25 protein-coding genes and 1 pseudogene are annotated in these 16,337 nt (G+C 43.1%); 22 read left to right on the forward strand and 4 right to left on the reverse strand.

The genetic code is table 11. From position 1 onward, the window contains the following. Positions 1 to 85: 85 nt before the first annotated feature. From HWQ58_RS21895 to HWQ58_RS22000, 22 genes are all read left to right on the forward strand, one after another. Positions 86 to 535 carry a DUF1257 domain-containing protein gene (locus HWQ58_RS21895; protein ID WP_292867090.1) on the forward strand — a complete coding sequence of 150 codons (450 nt, stop codon included), beginning with the start codon at positions 86 to 88 and terminating at the stop codon, positions 533 to 535. A gap of 2 nt (positions 536 to 537) precedes the next feature. Further along, on the forward strand, positions 538 to 762 hold the full coding sequence (locus HWQ58_RS21900) for a DUF2997 domain-containing protein (protein WP_292867092.1): 225 nt from the start codon (positions 538 to 540) through the stop codon (positions 760 to 762). 90 nt (positions 763 to 852) lie between these two features. Continuing rightward, positions 853 to 2,475, forward strand: a complete 1,623-nt coding sequence (locus tag HWQ58_RS21905; RefSeq protein WP_292867094.1) for an AAA family ATPase — start codon at positions 853 to 855, stop codon at positions 2,473 to 2,475. An 83-nt stretch (positions 2,476 to 2,558) separates the two neighbouring features. After that, positions 2,559 to 2,906, forward strand: a complete 348-nt coding sequence (locus HWQ58_RS21910; protein ID WP_292867096.1) for a hypothetical protein — start codon at positions 2,559 to 2,561, stop codon at positions 2,904 to 2,906. A 13-nt stretch (positions 2,907 to 2,919) separates the two neighbouring features. After that, a complete protein-coding gene (locus HWQ58_RS21915) occupies positions 2,920 to 3,480 on the forward strand; it encodes a WGR domain-containing protein (protein ID WP_292867098.1) in 561 nt (186 codons plus the stop codon). Positions 3,481 to 3,551: 71 nt separating this feature from the next. Next, on the forward strand, positions 3,552 to 3,821 hold the full coding sequence (locus tag HWQ58_RS21920) for a hypothetical protein (protein WP_292867100.1): 270 nt from the start codon (positions 3,552 to 3,554) through the stop codon (positions 3,819 to 3,821). 113 nt (positions 3,822 to 3,934) lie between these two features. Further along, complete coding sequence (locus tag HWQ58_RS21925) at positions 3,935 to 4,132, forward strand: hypothetical protein (protein ID WP_190964287.1); 198 nt, start codon at positions 3,935 to 3,937, stop codon at positions 4,130 to 4,132. Beyond that, positions 4,129 to 4,473, forward strand: a complete 345-nt coding sequence (locus HWQ58_RS21930; RefSeq protein WP_292867102.1) for a hypothetical protein — start codon at positions 4,129 to 4,131, stop codon at positions 4,471 to 4,473. Before HWQ58_RS21925 ends, HWQ58_RS21930 begins: the two co-directional genes overlap by 4 nt. A gap of 14 nt (positions 4,474 to 4,487) precedes the next feature. After that, entirely contained in the window at positions 4,488 to 4,694 is a 207-nt protein-coding gene (locus HWQ58_RS21935; RefSeq protein WP_292867104.1) for a hypothetical protein, read from the forward strand. Between the two features lie 216 nt (positions 4,695 to 4,910). Further along, complete coding sequence (locus tag HWQ58_RS21940; RefSeq protein ID WP_194144376.1) at positions 4,911 to 5,123, forward strand: hypothetical protein; 213 nt, start codon at positions 4,911 to 4,913, stop codon at positions 5,121 to 5,123. Positions 5,124 to 5,289: 166 nt separating this feature from the next. Continuing rightward, positions 5,290 to 5,592, forward strand: coding sequence for a hypothetical protein (locus tag HWQ58_RS21945; RefSeq protein WP_190964851.1), 303 nt, complete (start codon positions 5,290 to 5,292; stop codon positions 5,590 to 5,592). 3 nt (positions 5,593 to 5,595) lie between these two features. After that, entirely contained in the window at positions 5,596 to 6,171 is a 576-nt protein-coding gene (locus HWQ58_RS21950) for a hypothetical protein (protein WP_292867109.1), read from the forward strand. A 14-nt stretch (positions 6,172 to 6,185) separates the two neighbouring features. Continuing rightward, a complete protein-coding gene (locus tag HWQ58_RS21955; protein WP_292867111.1) occupies positions 6,186 to 6,458 on the forward strand; it encodes a hypothetical protein in 273 nt (90 codons plus the stop codon). A gap of 326 nt (positions 6,459 to 6,784) precedes the next feature. Further along, positions 6,785 to 7,195 carry a hypothetical protein gene (locus HWQ58_RS21960; RefSeq protein WP_292867113.1) on the forward strand — a complete coding sequence of 137 codons (411 nt, stop codon included), beginning with the start codon at positions 6,785 to 6,787 and terminating at the stop codon, positions 7,193 to 7,195. Next, entirely contained in the window at positions 7,195 to 7,911 is a 717-nt protein-coding gene (locus HWQ58_RS21965) for a hypothetical protein (RefSeq protein WP_292867115.1), read from the forward strand. Before HWQ58_RS21960 ends, HWQ58_RS21965 begins: the two co-directional genes overlap by 1 nt. Positions 7,912 to 7,982: 71 nt before the next feature. Continuing rightward, positions 7,983 to 9,902 carry a hypothetical protein gene (locus HWQ58_RS21970; RefSeq protein WP_292867117.1) on the forward strand — a complete coding sequence of 640 codons (1,920 nt, stop codon included), beginning with the start codon at positions 7,983 to 7,985 and terminating at the stop codon, positions 9,900 to 9,902. A gap of 173 nt (positions 9,903 to 10,075) precedes the next feature. Next, a complete protein-coding gene (locus HWQ58_RS21975) occupies positions 10,076 to 10,411 on the forward strand; it encodes a hypothetical protein (protein WP_292867119.1) in 336 nt (111 codons plus the stop codon). Between the two features lies 1 nt (position 10,412). Then, the gene (locus HWQ58_RS21980) at positions 10,413 to 10,715 is read left to right on the forward strand and encodes a BRO family protein (protein ID WP_292867121.1); all 303 of its coding nucleotides are present in this window, start codon (positions 10,413 to 10,415) and stop codon (positions 10,713 to 10,715) included. Between the two features lie 134 nt (positions 10,716 to 10,849). Then, the gene (locus tag HWQ58_RS21985) at positions 10,850 to 11,185 is read left to right on the forward strand and encodes a hypothetical protein (protein WP_292867123.1); all 336 of its coding nucleotides are present in this window, start codon (positions 10,850 to 10,852) and stop codon (positions 11,183 to 11,185) included. Positions 11,186 to 11,314: 129 nt separating this feature from the next. Continuing rightward, on the forward strand, positions 11,315 to 11,506 hold the full coding sequence (locus HWQ58_RS21990; protein WP_292867125.1) for a hypothetical protein: 192 nt from the start codon (positions 11,315 to 11,317) through the stop codon (positions 11,504 to 11,506). 202 nt (positions 11,507 to 11,708) lie between these two features. Further along, positions 11,709 to 11,894 (forward strand): hypothetical protein, encoded by a 186-nt coding sequence (locus HWQ58_RS21995; RefSeq protein WP_104899362.1) that lies wholly within the window; start codon positions 11,709 to 11,711, stop codon positions 11,892 to 11,894. Beyond that, positions 11,879 to 12,175: a type II toxin-antitoxin system RelE/ParE family toxin gene (locus HWQ58_RS22000; protein WP_292867127.1), complete on the forward strand. Its 297-nt coding sequence runs from the start codon at positions 11,879 to 11,881 to the stop codon at positions 12,173 to 12,175. The genes HWQ58_RS21995 and HWQ58_RS22000 overlap by 16 nt, the downstream gene beginning before the upstream one ends. Before the next feature lie 99 nt (positions 12,176 to 12,274). Here HWQ58_RS22000 and HWQ58_RS22005 read toward each other — a convergent pair whose 3' ends face one another. The 4 genes and pseudogenes from HWQ58_RS22005 to HWQ58_RS22020 all read right to left on the reverse strand — a co-directional run. Further along, positions 12,275 to 13,225 (reverse strand): RpoD/SigA family RNA polymerase sigma factor, encoded by a 951-nt coding sequence (locus HWQ58_RS22005; protein WP_292867129.1) that lies wholly within the window; start codon positions 13,223 to 13,225, stop codon positions 12,275 to 12,277. A gap of 536 nt (positions 13,226 to 13,761) precedes the next feature. Then, positions 13,762 to 15,027: an AIPR family protein gene (locus tag HWQ58_RS22010; protein WP_292867131.1), complete on the reverse strand. Its 1,266-nt coding sequence runs from the start codon at positions 15,025 to 15,027 to the stop codon at positions 13,762 to 13,764. A 215-nt stretch (positions 15,028 to 15,242) separates the two neighbouring features. Further along, positions 15,243 to 15,659, reverse strand: a complete 417-nt coding sequence (gene arr, locus HWQ58_RS22015) for an NAD(+)--rifampin ADP-ribosyltransferase (protein WP_292867135.1) — start codon at positions 15,657 to 15,659, stop codon at positions 15,243 to 15,245. Then, positions 15,645 to 15,962 (reverse strand): annotated as a pseudogene (locus HWQ58_RS22020) (NAD(+)--rifampin ADP-ribosyltransferase); the annotation flags it as partial. The pseudogene HWQ58_RS22020 and the gene arr, both read right to left, overlap by 15 nt. Between the last annotated feature and the right edge of the window lie 375 nt (positions 15,963 to 16,337).

Genomic DNA, 16,337 nt, shown 5'->3' on the forward strand with positions numbered 1-16,337 from the left:
CCGCCCAAAACTAAGTACCTTAACGAAAAATGCAGTATACACCTCAAAAAGAATACCGCACTTCTACTATAGGGATAAAATTCTCATGTCACACTTCTCAACAGTTAAAACCAAGCTCACCAACCGCGAATGTCTGGTACAAGCCTTACAAGATTTGAAACTGAATCCCCAAGTTCATGAAATAGCACAATCACTAAAAGGGTACTACGGTAGCTCTCAAGGACAAAGCGCTGAAATTATCGTATCTGGTCGTACCATAAAAGCCCGTGCAGACATCGGGTTCAAATGGAATCAGTCAAGCGGCGTGTACGATGTGATACACGACAGCTACGAGACAATTCCGAAGTTGGGCAAAGACTTTTTCAGCAATAAACTAATGCTGGCTTATGGACAACGGATGGTTCGCGCTAAAGCCGCCGAGTTACAAGAAAGGTTCGGTGAATGTGCGATCGCTGAATCAACTAACGGGAGCGTGCAAACTCTACGGCTAACTTTTGCTGGACATCAGGAAGTTCAACAGTACGTGAGGAGATAAATATGGAACGTTCAATAATGATACATTTCGACAATGCTACAGGTGAAGTTCGTGTGGAGGCTGAGGGGTTCGAGGGTTTGAGTTGTTTGTCAGCAACCCAACCGTTTGAAGAGGCATTGGGTGTTGTGGAGGGCGATGCCTACGGCGGTAAACTACGCATTTTCAAAGAAGAATCAGCACCACAGCTTCGCACTACGAACAGTAATCAAACACGTTTGCACCAGTAATCAGTCATCAGTTACCAGTCTTAACTAGGCTGGTAACTGCTGATCATAAAGGCTTCGCCATTTCATAAGTGAAATATTTGAATAATTGACATGAAACTCTCAAATCTGCTCTCCACACTCGATTCACAAATTCCGATCGCAGCACTTGATGTTCTGTCTCCTGATGAAGCGACGATTATTGAGTGGCTGACTACTGAAGCTAAAGAAAAACTCAACAGTCCAGTTTTCTTTTGGAACCTGGGAGTATCCAGCCTGGAGCAATGCCTGATTGCACCGGATGGTGGGCTGGTGTTTAAGTCGGTGCCGGAGTACAAAAGACCTGCTCATACAGATCCGTTGCTGTTCGTATTCGACTATATCAATAACTTTGATGGCGTTGGCGTGTTTATTCTGGGGGACATACACCCATTTCTTGGCAAGAATTCCCCACAGATGAGTTGGGAAATCTTGACCAGAGTGAAAAACCTTTACCACCGACTCAAACCTACAGAAAAACGGATCGTGCTGCTGGGTCAAAACATCGAACTACACGATTCTTTGTTAAGGCTCATCCCCTACTGTGAAGTGCCACTACCGAACATTGGCCAAATTCAAGACCACTTCGAGTCATATCTGGTTTTTCTTGAAGAATCTGCTACTGAGCAGGATGTCACATTTCAAGTGTCCCTGAGTTATGAAGAAAAAGAAACCTTTGCACGGGCAGCGCTGGGACTGACGTTAGAGGAAGTCAGCGATTTTTTGCGGCTAACTGTCAAAGAGCGTCTGAGCCGGAATGGTATTTTGATTGATGCTACAGTCACACCTCTGATAGTCGAGTACAAAACCCGGCTGTTGGCTCAGATGGGTATCGAATTGGGAAAACCTGCAACTATCCCCTTTGGCGGACTCGATTTACTGCGCGAATGGCTTCTTAGGCGGCGGCGACTGTTCACTATTGAAGCGCGTAAGCTGCATCTGCCGCAACCCAAAGGCGTATTGTTAGCTGGCCCGCCCGGAACAGGTAAGTCCATTTGCGCCAAAAACATTGCAACCATACTCAATTTACCACTACTCCAACTTGATATTGCGTCCCTCCTTGGTTCTCTGGTTGGTGAATCTGAAGGTAATGTTCGCCGTGCCTTGAAGACAGCCGAAGTGATTGCACCCTGCGTTTTATGGATAGACGAAATAGAGAAAGCCTTGTCTGGTAGCGGCGACACCTCTGGAGTTTCCCAGCGAATCCTGGGAAATCTGCTCACATTTATGAGTGAGTGTACGGCTGGCGTGTTTGTTGTAGCAACGTGTAACGATCCTTCAATACTGCCCAGTGAACTCAAGCGAAAGGGAAGATTTGATGAAAACTTTTTTGTTGACTTACCAACCGAACTGGAGCGATGTCAAATCCTGAAAATTCACCTGGAGCGTTTTGGCATTGTGGTCGAAGGCGAATATCTGGAAGCGATCGCTGCTTCCACCGCGAAGTTTTCAGGAGCCGAACTGGAAACCCTAGCAGCAGAAGCGGCACTACTGGCGTTTGACGAAGGGCGACCGCAGCAAGTGACGCTGGGAGATTTAGAGAATTGCAGCCATTCCATTACCCCGCTTGCCGTTACTGATGCTGCTGCTGTGGAGCGAATGCAAGCATGGGCATCCACCGCACGACGGGCTAGTAGTCCTGTGGTTGCGGCGAAAACTCAATCGCTACGTGCTGCTAAGTTTCGCAATATGAACTGATGAAAAAGCGATTGTCTCCTGATTTTATGGGGGCGATCGCTTTTTCAAATCCAACAATCAGTTAAAGAGAAGGTGAAAAAAAGATGACAACAGATTTAGTAACTTACTACGGTCAAACAGACTTGATTAACCGACTGGTTGATAATTATGGTACATATTTGGAGAAGTTAGATAGAGAAACCAAATTGTTGCTTCGGATGGTGTTAACAAATTATGTATTTGTGCAAGAAAGGCATGAGCCGAGCAGTTACACACTAATAGAAGCTTCTAGGGATGCACTTTTTGTCACATTTTTGGGTATGGATACGCCACAACTTTTGGTAGATATTTGCTCCCAATTAAATGGGCTAACAACACACGAAGCGGAAACAATACTTGAAGCACTACAACATCAAATTAGATGGGGCAATGCCCAGAAGTTAGCGAGTTGACTGGGTTAAAAACATGGAAATCTATTTAGTGTATGTTGATACTATCCAGAACAGCAATAAGTTCTGGGCGGCTATTGTCGAAGATGGTAACTTAACAGTGCAGTGGGGCAGAGTCGGTTATAAGGTGCAAACGAAAATCCACACATTAGCCAATCATCAAAGAGCCATTGCTAAATTTCATAATCTGGTAGCAGAAAAGAAATCCAAAGGTTACAGCGAAAGCCAGCCAGAGATTGATGCTAGTCGCAGTGTTGCAGACATTAGACGAGCTATTCAATTATTGAATATTATCCGTCCTTGTATTGCTAATAGGATTTTTCACGATGGCTATATTAACGCCCTAAATGAATATCTGAAAATAGTACCAACACCTTTAGGGATGCAAATTGACTACCACAGAGTTTATCGCACAGTAGAAGATATTGACTATCAGCGAGAGTTACTCAATTCTTTGTTAACCACACCCGCACCACAAGTCGCTGCGGTGGCTGTTGGTCATGCCTCTGAAGCGACAGCAGAACCCAAGGTAGTCAGTCTCAAGACTATCAGTAAGAACTTCTGGCGACATTTGTAATTTGAGAAGCGTCACTTTGTAAGAGATGCCAAATAGCTACACTTCATTTTGAAATATTGTTTGGGTAAATTATGGAAATCAAGACTATTGCTGTAACTTACACACGTAAGTTCAATTTAGGTGACTATGAATCTTTAGAGTTAAGTTGCTCCTTATGGGGACAAATTGACCCAGCAGAAGAAGATGCACAAGGGACAACACAATTTCTATTTCAACAAGCAAAAGATTCTGTTAAGGAAGCTGCAATCCCAGTAATTAAAGCTTCCACACATCAAATGAATAAAGCCAAAATGTACAAGCACTCTGCAACAAATCAATTTGACGAACTGGATAGTTTCTAATAACTGAAATTCACCTTTTAAATTCAAAAACACTTTAGTCAAGCATTAATACTGCTTGGCTATTTTTTTCACCCAGCGCTTTGCTTCCTACAAACCACAACAGGAAAGACATTATGCCTAAAAAAGCTAACCCAGTCCCAAAAGACCATTCCCAGTTATGCCTTCAGTACCTCCGCCGTTGCGGTGGCAGCGCTCGATTATGCACTATAAATTTTAGTCTGGGGGTGATTCAAACGTTAGTTAATCGCAATCTGGTAAAAGTGACAAATACAGGTGCAGGATTTTTTGTGGAGTTGGACGAAGTGAAATGAAAATCCATAAAGTAACTCATCAATCATCTTTGCCTTCAAACACTCGTAATAAATTAGTTTTTCGTCGGACTCGAAAAAGATTTAACCCCAAAGTATTCATTGACCGCACCATAGAAAGAACTGCAATCGCCTCTCTGCTTTTAACTGGGTTTTTAGGAGTAGCAGCAATGGGGTGTTGGGGAATGGAGATTATCGAGACAAATGCTAACCCCAACATCATCATTTCTGGTTGGCAGCAACAGAAAAATATTTGCCTGGGTGCAATGCTGGTCAGTTTTTCTGCATTCTTAGGGACTTCTTTAGTCGGAGCTAGTTTGAGTATTCAACGAGACAAATTTTAGGGAAAGAAACAACGATGGAAATCAGATTAACCACATCAGAGATTCGCACTATCTTGCAAGGATGTCAATATACGTTGCAACTTGTGGGGAGTAGTAAGGATTATCGCAGGCTTCAATCGTCAGAGCATTTTTCTACATCAAACGATGTAGTCCTAAATGATGCGTTCAATGTTTTGGAAGAAATAGTGAACGCAATTGATGGGGTGGAACAGATGACCTAGCCCCGTTGGGGGGGTGTCGGGGTGGGGTGCAGGAGAAGAGAGATAGCCTCAACAACCTGCATCGTTACAAGCCCCGTTTACTGTATCCCCTACCCCCCACACCCTTGTTGTTGATCGAATAGCAAACAGAAAAAATCTAGAAATCAAGCAGAGATTTTTCAACACTGGAGGGCTATTCCCACCACAGGCAAACTCTACACTAGGAGCGATCGCAGTATGGTACAAAACATTGGTATTAAACCAATGCATCCAAGAGAATTCAAAATAATTCACAATGCTTCTATATACCTGATGCATAGGCTTAGTGATTATCCTGAAGAAACAATAAGTCATTGGTTAGCTGACGAAAGTAGTACAAGATATCAACAGCCAAAACCACAGGTACTTAATCATTTTGGAGCTATCCATAAACTATTATCAGGTACTTAGCGTCAGCCTGACGCTAAGTCATTAGAAAAACCATACTCACCAGCCGGTAGGGTTTTTATTATTAGTATTAGCAGTACCGGAATTCAATCGGAACTCAACCGGAACTCAGTCGGAACTCAATCGGAATTCAATCGGAACTCAACCGGAACTCTAGGAGCCGAAACCATTGCTAATTCAAGGAAGCTGTGTAGTTGAACAATTGTTAACACGAGAGGAGGCAGCCAAGAAATTGGAGCCATCAGTTGGAATTAGACAGTTCCAAAAGTATTTAGACTTAGCTTCTTTGTACTTGCCAGAATTTGAGGATTTTCGGGACGAAGATAATGGAGGGCTAAACGGACGAGCGAAGTTGACAAACTGGCACTTACCTGTGCTTCAAAGAATTAGAAGTTATGTTTTAACCAAAGGTTCTTTGAAGAAGGTGGCAATTGAATTAAAAAATCACCCCGAAAAGTTTTTAGGAGCGTAAATCATGATTGTTAAAGAATTCGCACAAGCTCTCAACAAAGTCCCAGGAAAAGTAGTTGATGAGCTGCGCCGTCAATATCCAGAGCAAAAATGGACGGTCGATTCACTAGTTCCAGAGGAGATTTTAGCTAGATTCCAAGATATTACCAATAGTGAGAAATTACAGCCTCAACAATCACCTGTAGCAAATATACCCGAAGCCACAATCACCAAAGCTGATGAGGCAATTCAACAAGCCTCATACAAGTTGACTGCGGCTGATAAAGAGACTATTTCTGGTGCTATAGCCGTTCAAAATGAGCAATCTAAGATTTTGGGTGCATCAACTGGTGTCACAGGAGCTTTGTTGTTCATGGAATCCTTGATTGGAGCCAAGGGGACGGTGTTGGATGCTTTTGCTGAACAATCTATGTTGGAAGTCGATAACCAGATTACCGAGATAGATCAGAGTTTGATTAATTTGGCAGAAGAAGCCTCAACAAGGCTGGGGAAGTCGATTCAAAAAAAGGAACAACTCAAAGCGCGACTCAATTTGTTGCGGGAGAGAGTTTCTTCGATGGGGACGCAGATCCGATTTTAGAAGCTTATAAAACAGTGGCGGCATTGTTACAAATCCAAAACGAAACTGTTGCCACTGTTGCCGAAATCCGATTACTTCAAGAGCTATTAACTCATCAAAAGAAAAATCAGGACATGGATATTCTCAGTACGGGATTGTTTGCTACTTCAGTTGTTGGCGCTTTAGGTGGCAGTGCATATCTCGTTGGTAGCGTTGTCGCTACTGGATTAATTGGTAGCGGGATATTCATACCGTTGGGATTACTTGTTGGTGCAGGATTGACTTTTCTGGGACGGGCATCAAAGTAAGAGTGATGAGCGAGAGTGTTTCACAGCACTGTTTCATGAAACGTTTCATGAAACTGTTTCAACGGTTTCATCAGTGTTTCAGACTCGTGAAACAGCATTCCCCCGCGTGAAACATCAAACGTGAAACATGAAACACCAGTCAATTCCTTGCTCGAAAGCCGTTATGGAGGGTAGTGTTTCATCCAACTGTTTCACGGCACTGTTTCACGAAACTATTTCAACGGTTTCATCAATGTTTCAGACTTGTGAAACAGCGTGAAACATGAAACGCCTTGTTTTAGATGGGAAAAATTTGTACCAAGAAAGCGCTATAGCATAGTAGTCTCATGTATAAGAAACAACTGTATCTAGCTTTGGCTGGTGTTGGCATCTGTATATTGCCTGTAATCATCCCCTTAGTACCCAATTTGGGGGCTTATGCGGAGATTCAACGGTTAAAAGCCTCGGAAGAATTAGAGCGTTCACGCATAGAAGAACGGGCAAAAACCAGCGATGCGTTATATGAAGCCGGAGTCATGCCCACAACTCGAAAACTGAGGATTACCAACTATTTTGACAGCAGTAAACGCAATCCCAGACCCGACACAACTCTTTATCAAGATGATGAGATTGTTGATGTTTTTGACGCAACGGGTAGATGTATTGGGCGAATTGAAGAAGGAATTTGGAAGTGGAAGCACAAAGCCAAAGAGATTTGTAAAAGCGTTCCAAATATCAAGCAAAGTAGGAGAAAATAATGGCTAATGGTTCATCAAGTGCAGAGAGTAATAGTACTGGTAACAGCGACGGTAAGCCCAAAGATAAGAAGCGATCACTTGGTGAAATAATCGATTTTTGTGCCAAGGCTGTTGTGATAATTGTCGGCTTACCCATTCGGGCCGCAGCTGCGATTGTCAATCAGTTTGTTGCTAACGGTGGTGCAGGTCGTGCCTTGGTAGGCGGGATTTTATTTATCGGTGGTTCCGTAATAAGTGCTGATTCAACTTGGCAATTAATCTTTCAATGTCCGCCTGTTGTTCCTTGGTTTGAGCCGACTTGGAATTGGCTAAATGTGCCATTTGCAATGTTCAACCCGTTTTTTTACCTAGCATTCATAATTTCTGTGGGTATTCAGGTCATCGAAGCCCATGCCCTACGCGGTAAAAACCCTGATTCAGCTAGGCGGGAACTTCAAGACCACATGGTTTATGAGCTTGAAACCAAGCCTAGTGGCAAGATTGACTTGGTAGGCCAGCTGTGGCAAGACTACAAAACCGCAGGTACACGCGATCGCTCAAGCGCTGGACTAGTTGTGATTGCTGTTTGGGCGTTTGATATTGTCACCACCTTTGCAGCTCGTAACCCATTCGACTACACAGCCCCATTCATGATTTTGGGCTGTATCTTATTTAACATCGGCACGATGATGGCGGGTGAAATTGGGTTCGCCATTTGGCGACTAACAAAGGATTAGAACGGAAACCGCCCAAGAACCCAATAACTGTAAAAAGGGCGGCAACGTTTACCAAGGGAGGCATTTCTTTTATGCAAAGTAACAATATCAATATCCCAAAAATTACAACTAAAGAAACTGAACATTTGCGTGAGCAATATCCTAGCTTGTCTCACTTGGAGGCCGGAAATATCGCCCAATGGCTGCAAGAGAGAAAAGAGCAATTATTTGAAATGGCACGGGCATCTGAGAACGAAGCAGACATGACCCGTGTACTTGGCTTGGTGGCTTCTGGCATAGGAGCGGTTTGTTATGCTGTCAACCCACTGGCTGTAGTTGGTGGTTTAATTGGTGGTGCTGCGTGGCTATGGTTTGTTGTTGAACACTCCAACAGAACCAAGGAGATTGCACCTTTACCCTTTGTACGTGGCAACTTTGTAAACGCTCTAGCTCTTTTAGGGGACTATGATACTAGGAGCAATTATCGAGCGGATCATCTTGCCAATACTGTTAAATTCCTAGAAAGACACGAGGCAGAAGAGTACGCCTTTGTTCTAGCTGAGTTTGAAAATATTGTCCAGTATTTAACCCAAGTTGAGCCAGGAAAACGTTTTTATGCTTATCGTTGGATGTTTGGCTGGTTTGGCAAGCTTTTGGGTCGTCAGCTACCGACTTATGAAAGCATGGCTCTCCATTTACAGGATGTGACGATTGACAGTCGGCTGAATCGGTCGGAGGTAAATGCCATCGCACAGGCAAACGTCCAGTTACCACCGACCGTAGATATCAAGCAGTTTCAATCGCCACAGGTAGATATTGGAAAGATGAACCAAGCTGTGGAGCTTTCTAGCCCTACAGAGTTACAGCCATCAGCTAATGCGCTTGTACCAAAGACTATAATTAATCTCCCTCTGACTAATAGGGCAAACGCACTCATCGCTGCTTTAACGAAAAGTGGTTTCCAAGTAGAAGATATGATGAGTTCTCAAGTCATTGCGATCGCTGGTACTCAGCGAGGTGGCAAGGGAACCTTAGCAGCAATCTTGGCAACATTATCTACAGCACTTGACCCCGGATTGAATACCCAATACTTTACAGCTGGGGTGGACGTTTACCCCTTTGCCTGCAACTTGACCTCTGCTCTTAAGTACCCGGATAAAGATGCAGATGGGGCTGATGAACTCGTCGCTCGTGATTTATTGAAATTTCTTAAAGGTTTAGATGGAAGCGAACCATACTCCCATAAAAACTTACTGCTAGTAATTGATGAGGCGATGCGGTTGCTGTCATTGTTAGAGGAGAGCGATCGCACCTGGGCGATTCAATATTTACTTTCTCGCTTCGCTAAGTCTGGTGGTACATTAATTATCGTATTGCATGGCTCTAACCTGACAAGCGTAGTAGGTAAAGCTACGGCTGGACTGGCAGATACGTTTAAGCAATCGGTTAACTTTATTGGTTGTGTAGCTCAAGCGGTTAGCGCTGGTGGTCTACGCAAAATGAATGTCGCTAGTGGAGAATATTTCAAAGCCAACCCTAATAACTTTGGAGAACCTGTTAGCGGTGGCAATTTGGGCATGATTCCCGAATGGCTAAAGACCCATTTGCACCCAGGGAATGGGCAACCAGATCCAGCTAGAACATTACTTCAATTCTTCCCGGAATTAGTTCAACAGCATGAAAAGGCAGTCATACCCAGAGGAGAGAAGATTGCCCCGTCAGACGCAGTTAATCATCTAGAGTCCATTTTTTCAAAGCCTTATCAAGAGGTGGAATTTCTGGAAGTAGAAGAGAGTAGTATTTCTGAGGCTGATTTAGAACAGATTGTGGCGATCGTTGCAGCTACTGCTAGTCCTCCAACTTCTTTTGCAGCTATCAGAAACAGCCGCAAGTGGGGCGAAGAGAAAAAGAGTGTTCTTTACTTGAGAAATGCCCTGTCACAATTGATTGACACTAACCGATTGTGCGGAAATGAAAAAGATGGCTTCAGCATTTTTAATGTTAAGCAGTAACATTCGTGATACTGTCCGTTGAGTTCTAGTTGAGTTCCGGTCGAGTTCCTGTCAAGTTCCGGTATTCTCACATCTCCAAGTACGGCTTAAAAATAGAGCATTTTTGTCTCTTCAGCAAGTTTTAATTTTTTTTAAACATTTTCTAGAGTGTGGAAGCATCGGGAAGTTTAAAAATGAGCGATAAATTAACCACAGCATTACAAAAATTAGCCATAAGCCCAGTTAAAGCAGACAGGCTGGCTATTTGTAGATTGGAAAAAGAGTACGGTGCTTCTTTATCAGAAATCGTTGGTGAACTCGAAGATTATGCCATAGTCCATCAATCCATATCAGACGAAAGGACTAAACCCAAAAATCAGTTAATTATCATTTGCTGTTATGGCTGCCTTTGGGGTGCAGTTATCGGAATTGCGACGTTATTTATTAAGCCCAGCGTTACTGTAGCGGCGATTGGGTTGGGTTTTACGGCTGGAGCGTCTGGAAAATTGCTGGTTCAAAAAGGGGAATAAGTTGAATCGGTTCGTCGGTACACCAGAGAAACCAGAATGGGTAGCTGTGGATGTATGCACAATTCTGGAAACCCAAAATGTCTCACAAACTCTAGCTTCTTTTGATGCGGATGAGAGGGGTCTATGTAATATATATACCCCTGGTGATGACAATCTTCAAGGGCAGGAAATGCTGACTGTGACTGAGGCAGGGCTTTATCGCCTGATCTTCAAAGCTCGTACTCACGATAAAATCATTGAACACGTCCGATGGTTGCCAGATGTTCTTGAGGTAATTGATTTGAGTGTGGAACAGCTTAATTAAGAATCTATATTACAAGCCGTAAACTCCCGCCATACCGTCAAGCTTATCGCTTTTCTTTTAAGAAGGAAGAATACCTAACTTAATTTTGAATCCTGGCTCCTGAATCTAATAAAGATAAATCAATAAAAAATATCATGGATACACCTACAGATTTTTTATTTTTAAACGAAAGAATCTCCACAAATTTTAATCCATTTTACGAAGGCGAGTATTTGGTAATTCAGACTTATCCTCGTGAGATAGGTTTAAGAATTAGCAAACGTGACTTTGACTATCAATCAGCTAAGAATTATTGTGAATTAGAAAATATGGCTCATGATTATACATCTTTTGGAGTGAGAGTTTTTCATGAACAAAAGCTTTGGGATATAGATTTTTGTGGTCATCCCTCAAATATTTCTAAACAACAGGATTGGAAAATCTCTCCAGAATATTTATCGGCACATTCCGATAGTGAAACCAATGAATAAATAATTGTATGCTCATGCAGCTATCCTCGTTTTGAGGAGTTTGCAAATGATTTTTGGAAACTTACCACCTGCCTTGTTGATGACAAAGGGCGAGATGTTGAATATTGCCCTAACTGTAATGCTAAGTTAATGCCAGAAGAGGATTGGGGTGAAGATTTTGATTTTTATGATGAAGAACCTAGACCAGTAGCTTGCATGGGTTGCAATAACTATCATGGTCAGAAGTATGGGGAAAACTTGTTAGTTTGTGGGATCTATCCTCATGGGTATCAGGGTGAAATCTGCCCCGATTTTCAGGATAAGGTGGAGGTTAAGGATTAGATTCAACAGGATTCATAAAATGTCTGATTTAATTCCAGTTCAATATAGCTTTGCTGCTTGGCAGTCAGATTAGGATAAAGTTTTTCTCAACAAGCAGGTTAGAAAACATTATCAAAGTTATTTGTCTAGCTAAAAGAAAAGCTACAAGGTGAACCCGTGAGTTAAGATTACAGTAGTCATCTGCATAGAAGCAAAAACTGCTATGAGCGATAGAGAAACAGTCCTTGAACTTGTGAAGCGCTTGCCGCCAAATGTGTCTCTGCGTGAGATTGTTAAAGAAATTGAGTTTATCGCGGCTGTAAAAGAGGGTTTAGAAGAGATTGACCAAGGACTTGGAGTGTCAATTGAATCTGTTGAGCAGATGATTGAAGCATGGACTACCAAGTAGTTCTTTCTCCCAAAGCTGTGGGGGATTTGGAAGCAATTGTCAAGTATATTGCCTTAAGCAATGCTGAAGCTGCAAGGAAATTGGGTCAGCAACTCCTTGAAAAAAGTAGGGAGTTAAGTCAATTTCCATTGAAAGGTCAGAAAGTACCTGAGTTTGACGACCCTAATATTCGTCAGCTTATTCTTAAACCATATCGTGTTGTCTACAGGGTTGAAGAGGAGAAAAAGCGGGTCAGTATCGCTAGATTTTGGCATTCGGCACAAGAGAATCTTGAGCTTTAGAGACACGCAAGTTCCAGTTAAAATAAACTTTCAAATCCTGGATTAGATCCCCACTTCTCACCAAATTCAGTCCGCTAAAATATTAACTTTTAGCGTCCTTTAGGAAACTAAATACTCTTTAATTTCAGTTTTTTGATGACGTAGAACAGTGATTGCTTGCTGCTGAATTTGGCGAACTCGTTCTCTACTGACATTCAATTTCTCTCCAATTTGAGCTAAAGTTAGTTCTTGATCGTTCTCTAACCCAAAACGCAAAATTAATACTTCACGTTGCGTCGGTTTGAGTGATTCTAATAAACTATTTATGTCTTGGCGTAAAAGTTCTTTGGTGATATGTTCGTCTGGAGATATGCCCTCATCTGGTAAAAGTTGACTAAGTTCTGTGTCTTGGTTATCTCCAATCTTTACATCTAGAGAAATTGGCTGCTTTGAACTGCTGAGAAAATCCCTAATCTGGCTTGGTTGTAAGTCTAAAGTTTCAGCAATTTCCACAACACTGGCTGGACGACCCAGTGTCTGAAATAATTCTCGCTGTACTTTCTTAATTTTGTTCAGTTGTTCGGTGATATGAATTGGCAAGCGTACAGTACGAGATTTCTCTGCGATTGCTCGTGTGATTGATTGCGTAATCCACCAATATACGTAGGTGGAAAGCTTATAGCCGCGATTGGGGTCAAATTTTTCTACACCCCTTTGTAAACCTATTGCCCCTTCTTGCAGCAAATCTAGGAATTCCAGATTGCGATTAGTATATTTTTTGGCAATCGAAACCACCAGACGCAAGTTTGCTGTCACCATTTTTTGTTTGGCTCGTTGCCCAAGCTTTTGTATTTGAACTATTTCTAATTCATTTTTGTCAACATCAACAGCTAATTCGACCATTGTTGGCTCACGATCTAGTTGTTGGGTGAGTTCATTTTTTCTTTGCTCAATTGCCATGATTTGCTGTACCTGCCTGCCATAAGCAATTTCTTGGTCTGCGGTTAGCATTGGATAACGACCAATCTCTTGCAAATAGATACGAACCATGTCTGGACTCAGGCTGGACATACAACTTAACTTTTTTGATATTTAGACGAACCTAAAAGTATAAATCAAATCGCTGAATTAATTTTCCTGATTTAACAGCTAAAAATATTAACCTGAGATTGCAATAGTTGAATTCAATTTATAACGCAATCATTTATAACGGTATCCAGTGAGCGCTTACTATACCTCCATTCCAAAGTTCTACCTCTAGTAAGTTTTGTCATTAAACTTAACTTGTTGAGAATTAATTAGCTGGTATTACCCAAGCTATTTTGAGAGTTCCTGACTTAACTGGAAAAGTCAGGTAGGGCATGGGGGGCTAAGAGTCTTTCCCCTATACCGAATGGCACGAAGATTTATGTGAAATCTCTTTGCTAACAGGGTATAGGCTGAGTGTGTTCTAGACAATTAAATGCGAGTGCGTCAAGGAGTTCAACATCTTCTTAATTCCCCACACCCGAACTTAGCTACTCCACACCCTTTCATCCAGGAATACCAGGGATTTACGCTTTTCTTCGTGCCGTTCCCCCATACCTCATGCCCTATTCGGTAAAAAACTATTTGGGAACAGTAGTCGCGTTGAGTTCATCCCTTTTCCCTTTTCCCCTCTTGCTACTACCTTGTGTCACCTTCGATTCTTCTTCTTGCTTACTAGAATTGACCATTTGCATCAAGTGCTGATTTAGATAACTTTGCGCTGAGATATACAAACTTTCCCAAATCTCTTGATTGCGGCTGATTTTTGTACCGACTGTATTTCCGGCTGTTTTCTCCGACACCAAATATTTGCGGAAATAGTTATTCCACAGGTGTTGGAGAAAATCTTCGGCGAATTCGTTAAACGGCAGAATCCATTTATAGTCCTTATCTAGAAATACCCGATAGGACGCAATTATTGGTAATGCCAGGTCGGTTGGCGCACCAAACCCAAAAGAGTACTTGCTGTCAGGCAACAATGTAGTTTTACGTATATCTATTGAAGCTAAATCGTTGGCACCCTTTCTTCTAGGGTTGCTGATATAGTCTTGGATTATTTCGTAAAGTCTTTGCTCTATCCACAAAGCATGAGTCAACAGAGGCAGTAAGGCGGTTAATCTTTCCCTTTCTGCGTCTGTGATGTTACTTGGAAGACTCATCCCTGCTGGGTGTTTGGTTCGTTTATTGCCGTCGGGGTTGTATTTATTTCTGTCGAGGCAGTAAAGCAGCTTGAGCAAATGGGTAACATTGCACTGGGCATTCCTGGGAGCGCCGCTTTGGTTTTGGTAATAGGCAATGCGGAATTTCCTATCTTCTGCTCTCTCTAACTGGACTAAATACTGCTTAATGAATTTGTAATCACCCCTAGCGTTGACTTTGGAGCGAGAATCTACTGGCGTTGTCGTGTTGGAGGCCAGGGCTATATCCTTAGCCTCGTCTTCCGAGAGTCCGATGTGGATGGTAACTTTTACTCTCGCTTGACTTAAATTGTAGTTATAATTTTTCGCTTGCTCAAACCCTAATACTGTGTGGCCACCGTTGATAATGCCATCGCTGCCCCCCTCGTTAGCTTCTAATATCTCCAGTTCTAACTCAGTTTTATTCTTGATAGGTTTAGCTTTATTGGCTGACAGAACGATTCCACTGTGGCGAGAGAAGAATTTTTCGGGTTCGGTCGTCAGTGAGTCGAAGACTTGTCTGTAGGTCGCGCTTTTGCGGTTTGGTTCCCTGATATTCGGTTCTAGGGGTAGGTCTGTGGGGAACGATTCTACATGAGCAGTGGCGATGATGCAATTGGGATTGGCTTGAAAATAGTTATCTATCTTGATGTTCCAAGTCTTGGGCATATAATATGTGCAATGTCAGGGGAATTTCTATGTTAACCAAAACCTGTATCTGATATCCCGTTTCTCGCTAATGCCAAGTACCTTTGTATGCCAACCCAAAAATGCGCTGTCAGAGCTGGGGAAAGGTTAAAGGGTAAGAGATTTAAAACCTTTCCCCGGCCCCTTATCCTCTGAAGGAACCCCAATTTCCTCTGAAAAGAGCCAAGTAAAAATACTCAGTCCTCGATCGCCTCAACACCAAGTTGCTTCAGTCGCTCAAGGTTATCCTTCATGGTCTTGATCGCTTCTGGAGAGTGCCCCTGCCAATCCATGACCTCGCCCATGACCCGCAGAGGCTCCCGCGAGCGATATGACTTCGTTGGATTACCTGGGAATTTCTTGTCCGTCACATTGAGGTCATCCTCGATCGGACCGATCGGTTCCACGATGTAGATTCTGCCGTGTCCCTCGCCGAGAGCTAGTTCAGCCCCCCAGGTTGCCGCATCCAAAGTGGCAGCCAGATAAACGTAGGTCGCCTTCTTCCTCTGACCGTAGTTAGAGTGATAACCGGGTTCGATTAGGTCTCCTGGCTTCAGGTCTGCTCGTGTGCCATGATAAAGAGTCAACTCCGTGACCGCTCCCGTGACCCGCAACGGCTCGCGGGAGCGGTATGACATCGACAGATGCTTCAAAGACTTCTGCTCCGTGAGTTCGGGGGCATTTTCAATCTGACCGAGCGGCTCTACGATGTAGACTCTGCCGTGACCTGAGCCGATCGCTAGCTCTGCCCCCCAGATAGCCGCATCCAGGTTGGGGGTTAGGTAAACATAGGTTGCCATCCTATCCCGCTCACCCACATCCGGGGGATTGCAGGACTCGATCAAGTCTCCTAGCTTCAGGTCTGCCTTTGTACCGTGGTAGAACTGCTGCTCACTCAGATCGTTGATAGCTGCCATCGGCTTGCTCCTTTACTGTTCGACTGCATTGAAATAACGGGATAGTTATAACCTTTGCTGCAAAACCTACCAACTTGGTGTTCGTCAAAGACGATAGAACGCGAGTGCGTTCCGCAGGAAAGGCATTGCCGATAGAACGCGAGTGCGTCTCTGAAAGAGAAGAGAAGGTATCGCCCTTACTCAAAACAAAAAATCACCCAGCAATACCTTTGCCACTCTTGTAGTTCATCGCTCTGGGTTTCCTCTTACCTATAGAGACTACTTTCGATTGCTTAGGAGGTTGAGGCGGACGGCATTGCTCACAGTAGAGTGGTCTAACCCCCTAGCTATCTAATTGGTATACAAAGCAGGTAAGCTGAAAACTTGCATCTAGCA

It is taken from the genome of Nostoc sp. LPT (assembly GCF_017115165.1).
In the GTDB taxonomy this organism is placed as follows: Bacteria; Cyanobacteriota; Cyanobacteriia; order Cyanobacteriales; family Nostocaceae; genus Nostoc.

What these genes read in the sequence shown, in the direction of transcription:
- HWQ58_RS21950 (WP_292867109.1), top strand. Translation starts at nt 5,596, where the DNA reads ATGATTGTTAAAGAATTCGCACAAGCTCTCAACAAAGTCCCAGGAAAA.
- HWQ58_RS21975 (WP_292867119.1), top strand. Translation starts at nt 10,076, where the DNA reads ATGAGCGATAAATTAACCACAGCATTACAAAAATTAGCCATAAGCCCA.
- HWQ58_RS21970 (WP_292867117.1), top strand. Translation starts at nt 7,983, where the DNA reads ATGCAAAGTAACAATATCAATATCCCAAAAATTACAACTAAAGAAACT.
- HWQ58_RS22000 (WP_292867127.1), top strand. Translation starts at nt 11,879, where the DNA reads ATGGACTACCAAGTAGTTCTTTCTCCCAAAGCTGTGGGGGATTTGGAA.
- HWQ58_RS22005 (WP_292867129.1), bottom strand. Translation starts at nt 13,225, where the DNA reads ATGTCCAGCCTGAGTCCAGACATGGTTCGTATCTATTTGCAAGAGATT.
- HWQ58_RS21900 (WP_292867092.1), top strand. Translation starts at nt 538, where the DNA reads ATGGAACGTTCAATAATGATACATTTCGACAATGCTACAGGTGAAGTT.
- HWQ58_RS21995 (WP_104899362.1), top strand. Translation starts at nt 11,709, where the DNA reads ATGAGCGATAGAGAAACAGTCCTTGAACTTGTGAAGCGCTTGCCGCCA.
- HWQ58_RS21940 (WP_194144376.1), top strand. Translation starts at nt 4,911, where the DNA reads ATGGTACAAAACATTGGTATTAAACCAATGCATCCAAGAGAATTCAAA.
- HWQ58_RS21910 (WP_292867096.1), top strand. Translation starts at nt 2,559, where the DNA reads ATGACAACAGATTTAGTAACTTACTACGGTCAAACAGACTTGATTAAC.
- HWQ58_RS21895 (WP_292867090.1), top strand. Translation starts at nt 86, where the DNA reads ATGTCACACTTCTCAACAGTTAAAACCAAGCTCACCAACCGCGAATGT.
- HWQ58_RS22010 (WP_292867131.1), bottom strand. Translation starts at nt 15,027, where the DNA reads ATGCCCAAGACTTGGAACATCAAGATAGATAACTATTTTCAAGCCAAT.
- HWQ58_RS21915 (WP_292867098.1), top strand. Translation starts at nt 2,920, where the DNA reads ATGGAAATCTATTTAGTGTATGTTGATACTATCCAGAACAGCAATAAG.
- HWQ58_RS21985 (WP_292867123.1), top strand. Translation starts at nt 10,850, where the DNA reads ATGGATACACCTACAGATTTTTTATTTTTAAACGAAAGAATCTCCACA.
- HWQ58_RS21990 (WP_292867125.1), top strand. Translation starts at nt 11,315, where the DNA reads ATGCCAGAAGAGGATTGGGGTGAAGATTTTGATTTTTATGATGAAGAA.
- HWQ58_RS21905 (WP_292867094.1), top strand. Translation starts at nt 853, where the DNA reads ATGAAACTCTCAAATCTGCTCTCCACACTCGATTCACAAATTCCGATC.
- HWQ58_RS21920 (WP_292867100.1), top strand. Translation starts at nt 3,552, where the DNA reads ATGGAAATCAAGACTATTGCTGTAACTTACACACGTAAGTTCAATTTA.
- HWQ58_RS21965 (WP_292867115.1), top strand. Translation starts at nt 7,195, where the DNA reads ATGGCTAATGGTTCATCAAGTGCAGAGAGTAATAGTACTGGTAACAGC.
- HWQ58_RS21930 (WP_292867102.1), top strand. Translation starts at nt 4,129, where the DNA reads ATGAAAATCCATAAAGTAACTCATCAATCATCTTTGCCTTCAAACACT.
- HWQ58_RS21925 (WP_190964287.1), top strand. Translation starts at nt 3,935, where the DNA reads ATGCCTAAAAAAGCTAACCCAGTCCCAAAAGACCATTCCCAGTTATGC.
- HWQ58_RS21935 (WP_292867104.1), top strand. Translation starts at nt 4,488, where the DNA reads ATGGAAATCAGATTAACCACATCAGAGATTCGCACTATCTTGCAAGGA.
- HWQ58_RS21960 (WP_292867113.1), top strand. Translation starts at nt 6,785, where the DNA reads ATGTATAAGAAACAACTGTATCTAGCTTTGGCTGGTGTTGGCATCTGT.